Genomic DNA, 13819 nt, shown 5'->3' on the forward strand with positions numbered 1-13819 from the left:
CGAAGACATGAAGGCCGGCTACCAGCCGCCGCCCGAAGTCGAGCCGACGGGCGACGTCGACGTCACCGCGGTGATGCCCGAACTCGCCGATGCCGAGACCGTCGCCGAGGTGGTCGCGCCGCATCGCGCGATCGAGACCGCGGTCGGTGAGCCACTGCTGCGCACCGATGGTCTGACCGTCAAGTTCGGTGGTCTGACCGCGCTCGACGGCGTCAGTTTCGAGATCCGCCGCGGCGAGATCCTCGGCCTGATCGGCCCCAACGGCGCGGGCAAGACCACCTGCTTCAACGCGATCACCGGCGTCTACAAGCCCGCGTCGGGCAGTGTGCACTTCGATGGTCAGCCGCTGGCCAAGACCAAGCGCAACGAGATCACCCGGATGGGTATCGCGCGCACGTTCCAGAACGTGCGGCTGTTCGGCGAGATGACCGCGCTGGAGAACGTGGTCGTCGGCACCGACGCCCGCCACACCACCTCGGTCCCCGGCGCGGTCTTCCGCACGCCGAAGTTCAAGCGCGAGGAGCGTGATGCCATCGAACGTGGCATGGCGCTGCTCGAGTTCGTCGGTATCGCACCGCGCGCGGTCGAGAAGGCGCGCAACCTGTCTTATGGCGATCAGCGCAGGCTCGAGATCGCGCGTGCGCTGGCCACCGAGCCCAAGTTGCTGTGTCTGGACGAACCGGCTGCCGGGTTCAACCCCAGCGAGAAGTCGGCGCTGATGGACCTGATCCGCAAGATCCGCGACGACGGCTACACCGTGCTGCTCATCGAGCACGACATGCGCCTGGTGATGGGCGTGACCGACCGGATCGTCGTGCTCGAATTCGGGCGCAAGATCGCCGACGGCCTGCCCGCCGCGGTCCGCGAGGATCCGGCGGTGATCGCCGCCTACCTCGGCGTGCCCGACGCGGACACGATCGAGGAGGTTCGCGAGGAATCGGTGGCCGCCGCGGAAGAAGGGGCGACCCCGACGCCGGTGGCCGACGCCGTGGTGGTGCAGTCGCGCGATGAGCCGGAGGCCGTGGTCGAGACCGCGACCCCACTGCTCGAGGTGCAGGACATGGTCGTGAACTACGGCCGGATCGAAGCGCTGCACGGCATCTCGCTCTCGGTCGCCGAGGGCGAACTGGTGACCCTGCTCGGTGCCAACGGCGCGGGCAAGACCACCACCATGCGGGCGATGTCGGGGCTGCTGCCGCTCACCTCGGGACGAATTCTGTTCCAGGGCAAAGACATCACCACGATGAAGGCGCACGACCGGGTGGTCGAGGGTCTCATCCAGGCGCCCGAGGGTCGCGGCGTGTTCCCCGGCATGACGGTCGCGGAGAATCTCGACATGGGTTGCTACGGCAGGCCTTTCGAGAACAAGTCCGAGTACCAGCAGACCTTGGACTGGGTCTTCGAACTGTTCCCCCGCCTGGCCGAACGCCGCAAACAGATCGGCGGCACGATGTCGGGCGGCGAACAGCAGATGCTCGCCATCGGCCGCGCCCTCATGGCCCGCCCGAAGCTGCTGCTGCTCGACGAACCGTCGATGGGCCTGGCGCCCATGGTGATCCAGCAGATCTTCCGGATCATCAGTGAGATCAACCGTCAGGGCACCACGGTGCTGCTGGTGGAGCAGAACGCCCAGCAGGCGCTGACGCGTAGCGATCGTGCCTACATCCTGGAAACCGGCGAGGTCACCAAGTCCGGTCCCGGGGCGGCTTTGCTGACTGATCCTGCGGTGATGTCGGCCTACCTGGGTGTCGACTGAATTGCCGACGGCGCGGGCCCCTCGACGATGCGGCTGGCAGTCGCGGGTGCGAGGGTGACCTGCGTTCGGTAGTCCCAGGCAGGTTTGACGCTGTGTTTATTGGAGCGCTGGCGCGCTCGAGTCGCGGCCCCGAGGGGCCGCCGGTTAGGCACCGGGGCTTGCTCCTTCGTCGCCTACGCCCCGGCGCCTAACCGGCGACCCGGCCGCGACCGGCCACTTCGTGGCCGCCGCTCCCTAAGGGTCGCGGGTGGGGGCTGGGAGTGCGGTCATGGCGGATCGGGGGTAGGGCTTCGTCGCCTACGGCCCGGGGGCTGAGCGGTGACCCGGCCGCGACGGGCCACTTCGTGGCCGCCGTTCCCTTGGGGTCGCGGGGGGGTGACTGGGTTTTTGGAGGGTTGTTGAAGACGGGGCAGTCTGGTTTGGGATGTGGTGATGGCGGTGTTCGTGTCTGTCAGAGGGTGTCCCTAGACTCTGTCGGGTGAGTTCACCGACGACTGCGCAGGCATCGACAACGACCACTGCCCCCGAGGGTGAGCGGCCTACGCTGCTGCTCCTGGACGGGCATTCGATCGCCTATCGCGCGTTCTTCGCGCTACCGGCGGAGAACTTCAAGACCGTCACCGGTCAGACCACCAACGCGGTGTACGGGTTCACCTCGATGCTGATCAATCTGCTGCGCGACGAGAAGCCCAGCCATGTGGCCGCGGCGTTCGACGTGTCGCGCAAGACTTTCCGCACCGAGGCGTACCCGGAGTACAAGGCCAATCGCAGCGCCACCCCCGACGAATTCCGTGGGCAGGTCGAACTCACCAAGGACGTGCTCGGCGCGATGGGCATCCCGGTGATGGCCATCGACGGCTACGAAGCCGACGATGTGATCGCCACCCTCACCACCCAGGCGATGGCCCAGGGCTACCGGGTCCTCATCGTCACTGGCGACCGCGACGCGATCCAGCTGGTCAACGACGACGTCACGGTCCTCTACCCGAAGAAGGGCGTCTCGGATCTGACCCGGTTCACCCCGGCCGAGGTGGAGACCAAATACGGCCTCACTCCCGCGCAGTACCCCGACTACGCGGCGCTGCGCGGCGACCCGAGCGACAATCTGCCCGGCATTCCCGGCGTGGGGGAGAAGACCGCCGCCAAGTGGATCCGCGAATACGGCGATCTCGCCACTCTGGTCGACCGCGTCGACCAGGTGAAGGGCAAGGTCGGCGACTCGCTGCGCGCGAATCTGTCCAGCGTCGTGCTCAACCGGCAGCTCACCGAGATGGTGCGCGAGGTGCCGCTGCCCTACAGCCCCGATCAGCTGATCAAGGCGCCGTGGGACCGCGACAAGATCCACCAGCTCTTCGACGACCTCGAGTTCCGGGTGCTGCGCGACCGGCTGTTCGACACGCTCGGTTCCCCCGAGCCGGAAGCTGAGTCGGGTTTCGAGATCAGCGGTGGTGCGCTCGATCAGGGAGCGGTCGCCGACTGGCTGGCAGAGCACGCGAAAGCAGGTGTGCGCCACGGTCTCTCGATTGTCGGGACCGGAACGCCGATCCACGGCGACGCGCGGGCCCTGGCAATCGCCGCCGCCGACGGTGAGGGCGGCTACATCGACCTGACCGTCCTCACCCCCGAAGACGAGACGGCCCTGGCCACCTGGCTGGCCGATCCCGAGGTGCCCAAGGCGCTGCACGAGGCCAAGTCCGCCGGGCACGCACTGCGTGGGCGCGGCTTCGCGCTGGGCGGTCTCACCACCGATACCGCCCTGTCCGCCTATCTGGTCCGCCCCGGCCAGCGCAGCTTCAACCTCGACGATCTGTCCCTGCGCTACCTCAAGCGCGAACTGCGGGTCGAGACCGGCGACACCGGCCAGCTCTCCCTGCTCGACGACGAGGACACCGTCGCCGCCGACATCGCCCGCGAGGAAATGCTGCGCGCCCGCGCGGTCGCCGACCTGGCAGTCGCCCTCGATACCGAACTCGAGGCGATCGAATCGACCCCGCTGCTCACGGAGATGGAGTTGCCGCTGCTCGGCGTGCTCGGCCAGCTCGAGGAAGCGGGCATCGCGGTCGACGTCACCCAGCTCGAGAACCTGCAGCAGCAGTTCGCCGACCGCGTCAGCGAGGCCGCGAACTCCGCCTACGAGGTGATCGGCAAGCAGATCAACCTCGGCTCGCCCAAGCAGCTGCAGGTGGTGCTGTTCGACGAGCTCGACATGCCCAAGACCAAGCGCACCAAGACCGGCTACACCACCGACGCCGACGCGCTGGAATCACTGTTCGAGAAGACCGGCCACGCGTTCCTGGAACACCTGCTGGCCCACCGCGACGCGACCCGGCTCAAGGTGACCGTCGACGGCCTGCTCAAGTCGGTCTCCGACGACGGCCGCGTCCACACCACCTTCAACCAGACCATCGCCGCCACCGGTCGCCTGTCCTCGACCGAGCCGAACCTGCAGAACATCCCGATCCGCACCGACACCGGCCGCCAGATCCGCGACACCTTCGTCGTCGGCCCCGGCTTCGCCGAACTCATGACCGCCGATTACAGCCAGATCGAGATGCGCATCATGGCGCACCTGTCCGGTGACGCCGGCTTGATCGAGGCCTTCAACTCCGGCGAGGACCTGCACACCTTCGTCGCGTCGAAGGCCTTCGACATCCCGATCGCGGAGGTGAGCCCCGAGTTGCGCCGCCGGATCAAGGCCATGTCCTACGGTCTCGCCTACGGTCTCAGCTCCTACGGTCTGAGCGCCCAGCTGAAGATCAGCACCGCCGAGGCCAAAGAGCAGATGGACGTCTACTTCGACCGCTTCGGCGGCATTCGCGACTACCTGTCCGATGTCGTCGACCAGGCCCGCAAGGTCGGCTACACCCAGACCCTGTTCGGCCGCCGCCGCTACCTGCCCGACCTGGATTCCAGTAACCGTCAGCGCCGCGAATCCGCTGAGCGGATGGCCTTGAACGCCCCCATCCAGGGCACTGCCGCCGACATCATCAAGGTCGCGATGATCAACGTGCAGAACGCGATTCGCGAAGCGGGCCTGGAATCGCGGATGCTGCTGCAGATTCACGACGAACTGGTCTTCGAGGTCGCCGACGGCGAACGTGCGGCGCTCGAAGCCCTTGCGCGCGAACAGATGTCGGCCGCGATCGAACTCTCGGTCCCGCTCACCGTCTCCGTGGGCACCGGCCGCAGCTGGGACGCGGCCGCGCACTGACCTGCTCCACACAGCACGATGGGCACCGACCCGGGGTCGGTGCCCATCGTGGCGTGCGGGGACGCGAGTTACGCGTTGACCGTCACGGCGTCGTCAGCGATGTTGTAGCTGATCGAACCGTTCTCGAAGTGGCTGATCTTGCCGCCTTCGATGTCCTGCTCGTCGGAGGTGGGGTAGCCGAACCGGCCGCCCGCGCCGCCTTCGGCTTCCCATGCCTGACGGATGGCGCCGTAGACGGTCTTGGCTCCGGTCGGGAGCTTGAAGTAGATGACGCCGCCGGTGAATTCCTGGAACTTGCCACCGTTGGGGGCGTCCTGCTCTGCCGAGGTCGGTTCACCCAGCGGGCTGGACGCACCACCGGCTTCGTTGTAGTGATCGCCGATAGCCCCAGTGACTTCGAATGCCATGTAGAACATGTCCTTTCACGCAGTAACAATTGGCCTAGCGGCCGCGACGCTACCGTGCGATCGGTCGTTCTCGGCGGCGACTCGCGGGAGATTCACGATCTGGTCACAATATGTTAGCCAACGATTTGCTCGTGCCCGATCATGGCGACCAGCGCACCGTCAGCTAGCGGAAACGCAGGCGGATGGCTTCGGCGATCGTGGCCGGCTCGTGTTCGGGGATGAAGTGCTTGGCCTCGGGAAGTTCGAGGACCTGGTGATCGGTGAACGTCTCGCGCATTCGCGGCAGGAACGCCGGAGCGCGAAACGCCATGTCCTTCATGCCCCAGACCAGCAGGGTCGGTGTGGCGCCGAGCCGAGCCGGAACGTTCGTGGCCAGCTGCTCGAGCAAGGGCCGGGCCGCCAGGATCTGTCCGGGCATGGCGGCGATGCCGCGCCTGGCCGCCGGCGATGGCTGCACCTTCCGGTAGTGATCGGCCTCGGCGTCGCTGATCGTGTTCCGCAGCTCACCGAGCAGAAATCGCTCGACCAGCAGGTTGTCGCGCAAGATCCGCCGCTGCATCGGCGCACTGGCCATGACCCGGCTGAATGCCTTCTGCGGCCAGGTGTCCGTCGGCCACAACAGGGTGTTGCCGAGAACCAGTCCCCGAACCCGGTCGGCCCGCTCGGTGCCGACCGCGGTGCCGATCGGCCCGCCCCAGTCCTGCCCCATGATCACGAACTGATCCAGCCCGAGGTGGTCGACGAGTTCCCCGACCACGGCGGCGTGTTCGGCGATGGTGTAGCCGTAGCCCGCCGGCCGTTCCGACAGTCCGAACCCCAGGTAATCGACTGCTACGCAGCGGAACCGATCGCGCAGCTCGTCGATGATCTTGCGATAGAGAAAGCTCCACGTGGGGCTGCCGTGACAGAACAGGATGGGGATCCCGGAGCCCTCGTCGATGTAGTGCACTCGGCCTGCGGAGGAGTCGAACCACTGGGATTCGAAGGGGTAGAGCGCTTTGTCCGGTAGGAAATCGATCAGCATCGCGTCCATCCTGTCTGAGGCGTCGAGCTGACCATACGGACGAAAAGAGCTGCGGTTCAACGTCTTCGGTTGACGTTTCGGTGAGATACTCGACACGCCGGAGGGATGCCGCACGACTTCCTCGGTTGCGTGTGTTCGCTCGGCGGCGCGCCGGCCGGGTGGTGCTGTCGGCGCCCGACCGGTCCACGGCCGGTCGGATCGGCCCTGGCGCGGCGAACTGTGGCAGCATCGGCCGTATGACTGCTGACGTCATCGCGACCCCGCTGCCCGACTGCCCCGACATCGAGCAGGCCTTCGCGATGTCGTGGCCGGTGCGGCTGGGCGATACCGACGGCGACGATCGGCTGCGGCTCGACGCGGTCGCGCGGTATCTGCAGGACATCGGGTTCGATCACCTCGACGCGGTCGAGGACGGGGATCTCCATCAGGCGTGGATCGTGCGGCGCACGGTGATCGACGTGTACGAGCCGATCATGTTCGGCGATCGCGTCCAGTTACGCCGCTGGGCCGACGCGCTCTCGAACCGATGGTGCGACATGCGAATTCAGCTTCGTGGAGAGCAGGGCGGGCACATCGAGGCCGCGGCGTTCCTGATCCACATCGACCCGGTCGCGGGCCGCCCCGCGCGGATGAGCGACGCGTTCATGGCGCCGATGCTCGCCAGCACCACCGAACACCGCCTGCGCTGGAAAGCGGCCCTCGCCGAACTCGACGATCCGCACGTGGAGGCAGTGCCGTTCCCGCTGCGTGTCACCGACGTCGACCGGCTGGGCCACGTCAACAACGCCGTCTACTGGGAGGCCGTGGAGGAAGCGCTCGCCGCGCACCCGGACCGTCATCAACTTCCGTACCGGGCGATCGTCGAACACGTCGGACCGGTGATGATGCGCGACAAAGTGGTGTTGCGGACGAGCTCGCGACTCGACAGCCTGCGCGTGCAGCTCGACGTCGACGGTTCGGCCCGCGCCCTCGCCTCGGTAGTTCCGCTGCCGAAGAACTGATCCGAACAGCACTGGCGATGTAGTCGAAAGCTCAGGCGCACTGGGACTTTCGACGAATCCGAGCTGCGAACGGCGTCAGCGCTCGCGGGCGACGAGTCGCGCCGACCCACCTGTCAGATCCACCTGGTCCCGCGGCGGCGCGCCCTCGGACGGGTCCTCGCGATGCATCAGCGTGCTCTGCCGCTGCTCGAACTCGTGATGCTTGGACCCCTGGAACATCGCGGTGAGATGTTCGAAGCCGGTCGCCGCGGCCACCGTGCCCCCACGCTTGCGCGTCCACGGCAGAAATCGTGTCCCGGTCGCGCGATTGATCGCCACCTCGATGAACGCCAACAGGATCAGCAGACACGCGAGACCCGGAATCGTCATCGCCATGAGCAGCCCCATGCCCGCCACGATACCCATCGCCGCGCCCGCGCCGACTGTTACCGATCCTGAGCTGCGGTGATGGTACTCACCGGTAGACACTCCGTGCGGTAAACCAGGTTGCGATCTCGCGACGATCGCCCTATCCTCGACTGCGTGCCGAATCCCGCCCGCTGTGCCGCGCTGCTAGTCGCTGACCGCGACCTCGCGGTCGCTGCTGCGCAGACCGCGCAGGAAGCTTCACGGCGAATTCTTCTCGTAGTAATCCGCCGTAGCGGGGTCTGATTCGGACCAGCCCCTACGCTGCGGGCTGTATCTCATCGTTCTGCTGGTCCCACCTGCCAACGAAGACATCTTCGGGAAGACCTCACCTGCAATGACGCTGACACTGGACCATGCCCTGTTCGCCGCTGCCCCCAAGGGCCTGCGCGCCGAGCTCACCGACCTCGACCCCGCCGCATTCCTCGACCGGTACACCCGCGCCGACGGGTCCATCGCGCTTCGCGAATGGTCCTGTTCCGGAACGGATTTCACCGCCACCCTGGAATTCGCCGACCACCTTCGCACCGTCATCGCCACCGGCAGCCCGGTCGCGGCGATGACGTCGGCGCTCTACGACGAGGGCTACCCCCTCGAGATCCTGCACTTCCATCAGCGCCCGACCACCGACGGCACCGCCACTTTCATGCAGTGCGAGTTCAACGGCAGGCGCGGCTGGGCGGTGGCCACCGCCGCGGGCAGCGCGGAATCGACCGTGCGCGCCATGATCGCCGGCGTCAACCTGCTCGCGGGCTGACACCACCCGAACACGCAAGGGCCCGTTCACCTTTCGAGGTGAACGGGCCCTTGTATGTTCGGCGTTGGGTCGCAGCAGCCTACTCGGCGGGAGAGGACTCCTGCTGCTCGGCGATCTGCTTGCGCACCTCGTCCATGTCCAGATCCTTGATCTGGGTCACCAGGTCCTCGAGCGCGGCGGGCGGCAGCGCGCCCGGCTGGGCGAACACGAGCACGCCCTCACGGAAGGCCATGATGGTCGGAATCGACTGGATATTGGCGGCAGCGGCGAGCCCCTGCTCGGCCTCGGTGTCGACCTTGCCGTAGACGACGTCGGTGTGCTTCTCCGACGAGGTCTCGTAGGTCGGCGCGAAACTGCGGCACGGACCGCACCAGGAAGCCCAGAAATCGACGAGGACCACGTCGTTTCCGGTGATGACTTCGTCGAAGTTCTGCTGGGTCAGCGTCTGGGTGGCCATGACGTCCTCTCCTTGTCGGTGTCCCCGGCTGTAACGCCGCGGCGTTCCTATATCTTCCCCCGGTCGTTCGACGCTCCCGGGCCCACCGTCCGCGCGGGCCGTGAATCCCCACTACAACGGCCAGAAATTCGGTACCGGCCGCGTGTCAGGGCGCACCACGTGCCCGGCGCCCGACGGGCGCGCGCGAAGATAGCGGGGTGAATGCGACGAAGGCGAACCTGCGACTCGGAGTGATCGACGGCGACGGAATCGGCCCCGAGGTGGTGTCCGCGACCAGAGCGGTCGTCGACGAAGCGATCGGCGCGGCCGGGCTCGCCCCGGTGGAGTGGGTGCCGCTGCAGATCGGGCACGACGCAATCGCCGCCTGCGGCGACCCGCTGCCGGAACAGACGCTGTCGGCGCTGGAGGATCTCGACGCCTGGATCCTCGGCCCCCACGACAACGCCTCCTATCCGTCGGACATGCGAGTGGCGCCGGGCGGCGTGATCCGCAAACGCCTCGAGCTCTACGCCAACATCCGCCCCGCCGCCGCGTTCGCCGGGGTGCGCGCGATGGCGCCCGACATCGATCTGGTGATCGTCCGGGAGAACAGCGAAGGCTTCTACGCCGACCGCAATATGTTCGCCGGGTCGGGGGAGTTCCGCCCCACCGAGGACGTGGCGATGGCGGTGGCGGTGATCACCCGCAAGGCGTGCGAGCGGATCGCGCATCAGGCGTTGCGCCTGGCCATGGGTAGGCGCAAGCGGGTCACCGTGGTGCACAAGGCCAATGTGCTGCCGATGACGACCGGCCTGTTCCGTGATGTCTGCTACGAAGTGGCCGAGCAGTATCCGGAGGTGACCGTCGACGACGCACACGTCGACGCGATGGCCGCGCACCTGGTCCGCGCACCCGCCGAGTTCGACGTGATCGTCACCGAGAACCTGTTCGGCGACATCCTCTCCGATCTGGCCGGTGAGCTCAGCGGCTCACTCGGCATGGCCGCCTCACTCAACTGCTCCGACACGCGCGCGATGGCGCAGGCCGTGCACGGCGCGGCGCCCGGTCTGGCCGGGCACAATCGGGCCAATCCCGCCGCGCTGCAATTGTCGGCGGCAATGTTGTTGCGCTGGTTGGCGGTTCGCGCCGAGAACCGTTTGCTACACGATGCCGCCGACCGCATCAGCCACGCTGTGGCGGCCACGCTGGCCGCCGGAATCGCGACCGCGGATCTCGGCGGTCTGGCTTCCACCAGCGAATTCACCGAGCAGGTACGGGCCCGCGTGCACCGGAGGTGAAGGTACCCCTTTCACATTCGCTGATTAATCTTCGGTTACTGTCGCACCACGCTGTGTCCGGTTCGCATACATTGCCAAACAGGCGCTGACACGTGGCCGGCGTCGACGTGAAATGTGGAGGCTCCTTTGTCTGTTCGAACTGTCCTCGGCCGTGGCGCCGTGCGACTGCTGTGTACCGTCGCCGGCGGTGCGCTGGTCCTCACCGGCTGCGCCGACAACACCGAGGGCGACGGCGCCTCGGTGAACAAGGTGTCTGTGGAGAAGGTCGACGCGATCGCGGCGACCCTTCCGGACAAGGTCAAGCAGGCAGGCAAGATCGTCGTCGGCGTGAACGTGCCGTATCAGCCGAACGAGTACAAGGACGCCAGCGGCAAGATCGTCGGCTTCGATGTCGACCTGCTCGACGCTGTCGCGAGCACCCTCGGACTGAAGGTCGACTACGTCGAGTCCTCGTTCGAGAAGATCATTCCGGCCATTCAGGCGGGCACTTACGACGTGGGTATGTCGTCGATCACCGATTCGCGCGAACGCGAACAGCAGGTCGATTTCACGACCTATTTCTCCGCGGGTATCCAGTGGGCCCAGCAAACCGGTAAAGCGATCGATCCGAACAATGCGTGCGGCCTGAAAGTCGCCGTACAGGCCACTACGGTCGAGCACACCGACGAAATTCCCGCCAAGAGCGCCAAGTGCGTCGCCGAGGGCAAGCCCGCCATCGATATGAAGGCTTTCGATGAGCAGAGCGCCGCGACCAATGCGCTGGTGCTCGGTCAGGTCGACGCGATGTCGGCGGACTCCCCGGTGACCGCGTACGCGATCAAGCAGAGCGAAGGCAAGATCGAGTCGGCGGGCCCGCTGTTCGACTCCGCGCCCTACGGCTGGGCCGTGCAGAAGACCTCGCCGCTGGCGGTGTCGTTGCAGAAGGCGCTGCAACATCTGATCGACAACGGCAAGTACGGCGAGATCACCACCAACTGGGGTGTGCAGGACGGTCAGATCAAGACCTCGGTGATCAACGGTGCAGTGAGCTGACGTGACCGACAAGAAAGACACGGTGGAGGTGCCCGGACCGGGCACCGAACCCGAACCGATCAAAGCGGTCCCGCTGCGCAGGCCGGGCCGCTGGATCGCGGCGGCAATCATCCTGATCCTGGTCGGATTGTTCGTCTACGGTGCTGCTACCAATCCCGCCTACCGGTGGGACACCTACGGCAAGTATCTGTTCGACAGTCGCATCACCCAGGGCGCGATCGTCACCCTGGAGCTCACCGTGCTCGCGATGGCGATCGCGGTGGGTCTCGGCACGGTGCTGGCGGTGATGCGCCTGTCACCGAACCCGGTGCTGCGTACCGCCGCGTGGATCTACCTGTGGATCTTCCGCGGCACCCCGGTGTTCGTGCAGTTGGTGTTCTGGGGCCTGGTCCCGTCGCTCTACAAGCAGATCGACCTCGGCGTGCCGTTCGGTCCGCAGTTCTTCCACTTCGACGTGCAGAACCTGCAGGCAGCGTTCATGTTCGCGGTGATCGGCCTCGGTCTCAACGAGGCCGCCTACATGGCCGAGATCGTGCGCGCGGGTATCAACTCCGTCGGCGAGGGTCAGCGCGAAGCGTCGGTGGCGCTCGGCATGTCGTGGACGCAGACCATGCGCCGCACGGTGCTGCCCCAGGCCATGCGGGTGATCATCCCGCCCACCGGCAACGAGCTGATCGGCATGCTCAAGACGACCTCGCTGGTCACCGCGATCCCGTTGAGCACCGACCTGTTCGGCCGCGCCCGTGACATCTACGGCGTGAACTTCCAGCCGATCCCGCTGCTGCTCGTCTGTGCCACCTGGTACCTCGCGATCACCAGCATCCTCATGGTCGGCCAGTACTACTTGGAACGCTATTACTCGCGCGGTGCCACCCGGCAGCTGACAGCCAAGCAGCTGCAGGAACTGGCCACGGCGCAGGCGGCGGTGAAGGCGAAATGACCGAACCAGAAGTGGCAGTTCCGCCGATGGTCCTGGCCGACCGGGTGTGTAAGAGCTTCGGCGCGCTGCAGGTGCTCAAGGGCATCTCGCTCGAGGTGCAGCGCGGCAAGGTGCTCACCCTGGTCGGGCCGTCGGGCTCGGGCAAGTCGACGTTCCTGCGGTGCATCAATCACCTCGAGCAGGTGAACGCGGGCAGGCTCTACGTCGACGGCGATCTCGTCGGCTACCGGGAGAAGAACGGCAAGCTCTACGAGATGCACGAGCGCGATGCCGCGGTCCAGCGTCGCGACATCGGCATGGTGTTCCAGCATTTCAACCTGTTCCCGCACCGCACGGCGCTGGAGAACGTGATCGAGGCACCGATCCAGGTGCGCGGGATCCGCAAGTCCGAGGCGATCGCCAGGGCCGAGGAGCTGCTCGAGCGGGTCGGGCTCTCGGCCAAGCGCAACGCCTACCCCGCGCAACTGTCCGGCGGTCAGCAGCAGCGGGTCGCCATCGCGCGAGCGCTGGCGATGGACCCCAAGCTGATGCTGTTCGACGAGCCGACCTCGGCACTGGACCCCGAGCTGGTCGGTGAGGTGCTCGCGGTGATGCGGGAGCTGGCCGATTCGGGCATGACCATGCTGGTGGTGACCCACGAGATGGGCTTTGCCCGTGAGGTCGCCGACGAACTGGTGTTCATGGACGCCGGTGTGGTGGTGGAGTCGGGACCGCCGCGTGAACTGCTGGCCAACCCACAGCACGAGCGGACCCAGGCGTTCTTGTCACGTCTGCTCTGAGATACGCCGAAACGGCCCCGCGGATTCTTGGGTTCACGCGGGGCCGTTTCGCGTTCAGGGGGTGTCCGGGTTCTTCAGCCGTTCCAGCGAGACCTGCGCCTGGGCGATGCGGCGGATGGCGGCCAGTGCGGTGTCGCCGAGGACGGTCAGTACGACGACCGCGTCGATGATGTCGTCGCGCCCGCCCGCGGACAGGGCGGAGGCCACGTCGGTTTCCGCGACTGCGCGGGTGCTGTCGAAATAGGTGGGCAGGGTGGTGGTTGCCCAGTCGCGGTAGCCGAGTTGCGTGAGGCGAACGATCACTCCGGTGAGCGTGTCGATGGCCTGCGGGCTCGGCTTCATGTCCCAGCCGCGCCGGTCCATCTCCGTGCGCACGGCCTCGTACGCACGGTCCCAGTCGGCGTCATGGGCGGCGGGCACCGGGGTGGACAGGCTGTCCTGTGCCACTCCGAGCACATGGAACAGCGGCATCTCGGGGGAGTCGATCGCGGCGAGAACGTCGGAGACGGTGGCAACCGGGATGCCGCCCACCTCGATCAACGCGCGGATCAAGCGCAGCCGGCGCAGGTGGGTTTCGCCGTAGCTGGCCTGGTTGGGGCTGGTGCGTTCGCCCGGGGGCAGCAATCCTTCGCGCAGGTAGTACTTGATGGTCGCCAGCGCGATGCCGCTGCGTTCACTCAACTCCGAGATTCGCACTCTTACCTCCGATTTCGTTCCTACCCCTTGCCTACGTCACCCATAGCGGATAGTCTAGCTATCCATAACGGATAGTA

13 protein-coding genes and 1 pseudogene are annotated in these 13819 nt (G+C 66.6%); 9 read left to right on the forward strand and 5 right to left on the reverse strand.

The genetic code is table 11. The features are described 5' to 3' along the window. Nucleotides 1-73 precede the first annotated feature (73 nt). The 3 genes and pseudogenes from ACQHI0_RS05490 to polA all read left to right on the forward strand — a co-directional run. Nucleotides 74-913: pseudogene (locus ACQHI0_RS05490) on the forward strand (ABC transporter ATP-binding protein); the annotation flags it as partial. Nucleotides 914-1060: 147 nt separating this feature from the next. Continuing rightward, nucleotides 1061-1756 carry an ABC transporter ATP-binding protein gene (locus ACQHI0_RS05495; protein WP_427909089.1) on the forward strand — a complete coding sequence of 232 codons (696 nt, stop codon included), beginning with the start codon at nt 1061-1063 and terminating at the stop codon, nt 1754-1756. A 478-nt stretch (nt 1757-2234) separates the two neighbouring features. Then, nucleotides 2235-4967, forward strand: coding sequence for a DNA polymerase I (gene polA, locus ACQHI0_RS05500; protein ID WP_427906836.1), 2733 nt, complete (start codon nt 2235-2237; stop codon nt 4965-4967). A 68-nt stretch (nt 4968-5035) separates the two neighbouring features. Here the strand turns inward: polA and ACQHI0_RS05505 are convergent, their stop codons facing one another. Both ACQHI0_RS05505 and ACQHI0_RS05510 read right to left on the reverse strand, forming a co-directional pair. Continuing rightward, a complete protein-coding gene (locus tag ACQHI0_RS05505; protein ID WP_427906837.1) occupies nt 5036-5374 on the reverse strand; it encodes an LGFP repeat-containing protein in 339 nt (112 codons plus the stop codon). Nucleotides 5375-5537: 163 nt separating this feature from the next. Beyond that, nucleotides 5538-6398, reverse strand: a complete 861-nt coding sequence (locus ACQHI0_RS05510; RefSeq protein ID WP_427906838.1) for a haloalkane dehalogenase — start codon at nt 6396-6398, stop codon at nt 5538-5540. A 236-nt stretch (nt 6399-6634) separates the two neighbouring features. Here ACQHI0_RS05510 and ACQHI0_RS05515 point away from each other — a divergent pair, with 236 nt between their 5' ends. Further along, complete coding sequence (locus tag ACQHI0_RS05515; RefSeq protein WP_427906839.1) at nt 6635-7399, forward strand: acyl-[acyl-carrier-protein] thioesterase; 765 nt, start codon at nt 6635-6637, stop codon at nt 7397-7399. A 75-nt stretch (nt 7400-7474) separates the two neighbouring features. Here the strand turns inward: ACQHI0_RS05515 and ACQHI0_RS05520 are convergent, their stop codons facing one another. Further along, nucleotides 7475-7867 (reverse strand): DUF6191 domain-containing protein, encoded by a 393-nt coding sequence (locus tag ACQHI0_RS05520; RefSeq protein WP_427906840.1) that lies wholly within the window; start codon nt 7865-7867, stop codon nt 7475-7477. A 274-nt stretch (nt 7868-8141) separates the two neighbouring features. Here ACQHI0_RS05520 and ACQHI0_RS05525 point away from each other — a divergent pair, with 274 nt between their 5' ends. Continuing rightward, a complete protein-coding gene (locus ACQHI0_RS05525; RefSeq protein ID WP_427906841.1) occupies nt 8142-8561 on the forward strand; it encodes a 2-keto-3-deoxygluconate kinase in 420 nt (139 codons plus the stop codon). Between the two features lie 79 nt (nt 8562-8640). On the opposite strand, the gene trxA is transcribed toward ACQHI0_RS05525, so the two are convergent. Further along, nucleotides 8641-9018 carry a thioredoxin gene (gene trxA / locus ACQHI0_RS05530; RefSeq protein ID WP_056824580.1) on the reverse strand — a complete coding sequence of 126 codons (378 nt, stop codon included), beginning with the start codon at nt 9016-9018 and terminating at the stop codon, nt 8641-8643. Between the two features lie 197 nt (nt 9019-9215). Here trxA and ACQHI0_RS05535 point away from each other — a divergent pair, with 197 nt between their 5' ends. The 4 genes from ACQHI0_RS05535 (at nt 9216) to ACQHI0_RS05550 (ending at nt 13046) form a co-directional block, all read left to right on the forward strand. After that, nucleotides 9216-10295, forward strand: coding sequence for an isocitrate/isopropylmalate dehydrogenase family protein (locus ACQHI0_RS05535; protein ID WP_427906842.1), 1080 nt, complete (start codon nt 9216-9218; stop codon nt 10293-10295). Nucleotides 10296-10421: 126 nt separating this feature from the next. Beyond that, nucleotides 10422-11327 carry an ABC transporter substrate-binding protein gene (locus tag ACQHI0_RS05540; protein WP_427906843.1) on the forward strand — a complete coding sequence of 302 codons (906 nt, stop codon included), beginning with the start codon at nt 10422-10424 and terminating at the stop codon, nt 11325-11327. Between the two features lies 1 nt (nt 11328). Beyond that, on the forward strand, nt 11329-12267 hold the full coding sequence (locus ACQHI0_RS05545; protein WP_427906844.1) for an ABC transporter permease subunit: 939 nt from the start codon (nt 11329-11331) through the stop codon (nt 12265-12267). Nucleotides 12268-12293: 26 nt separating this feature from the next. Then, nucleotides 12294-13046, forward strand: a complete 753-nt coding sequence (locus ACQHI0_RS05550) for an amino acid ABC transporter ATP-binding protein (RefSeq protein ID WP_427909090.1) — start codon at nt 12294-12296, stop codon at nt 13044-13046. A 54-nt stretch (nt 13047-13100) separates the two neighbouring features. Here ACQHI0_RS05550 and ACQHI0_RS05555 read toward each other — a convergent pair whose 3' ends face one another. Beyond that, entirely contained in the window at nt 13101-13742 is a 642-nt protein-coding gene (locus ACQHI0_RS05555; RefSeq protein ID WP_427906845.1) for a MerR family transcriptional regulator, read from the reverse strand. Between the last annotated feature and the right edge of the window lie 77 nt (nt 13743-13819).

The organism is Nocardia sp. FBN12 (genome assembly GCF_050320175.1).
GTDB lineage: Bacteria > Actinomycetota > Actinomycetes > Mycobacteriales > Mycobacteriaceae > Nocardia.

What these genes read in the sequence shown, in the direction of transcription:
- trxA (WP_056824580.1), bottom strand. Translation starts at nt 9,018, where the DNA reads ATGGCCACCCAGACGCTGACCCAGCAGAACTTCGACGAAGTCATCACC.
- ACQHI0_RS05515 (WP_427906839.1), top strand. Translation starts at nt 6,635, where the DNA reads ATGACTGCTGACGTCATCGCGACCCCGCTGCCCGACTGCCCCGACATC.
- ACQHI0_RS05550 (WP_427909090.1), top strand. Translation starts at nt 12,294, where the DNA reads ATGGTCCTGGCCGACCGGGTGTGTAAGAGCTTCGGCGCGCTGCAGGTG.
- ACQHI0_RS05510 (WP_427906838.1), bottom strand. Translation starts at nt 6,398, where the DNA reads ATGCTGATCGATTTCCTACCGGACAAAGCGCTCTACCCCTTCGAATCC.
- ACQHI0_RS05495 (WP_427909089.1), top strand. Translation starts at nt 1,061, where the DNA reads ATGGTCGTGAACTACGGCCGGATCGAAGCGCTGCACGGCATCTCGCTC.
- ACQHI0_RS05525 (WP_427906841.1), top strand. Translation starts at nt 8,142, where the DNA reads ATGACGCTGACACTGGACCATGCCCTGTTCGCCGCTGCCCCCAAGGGC.
- ACQHI0_RS05505 (WP_427906837.1), bottom strand. Translation starts at nt 5,374, where the DNA reads ATGGCATTCGAAGTCACTGGGGCTATCGGCGATCACTACAACGAAGCC.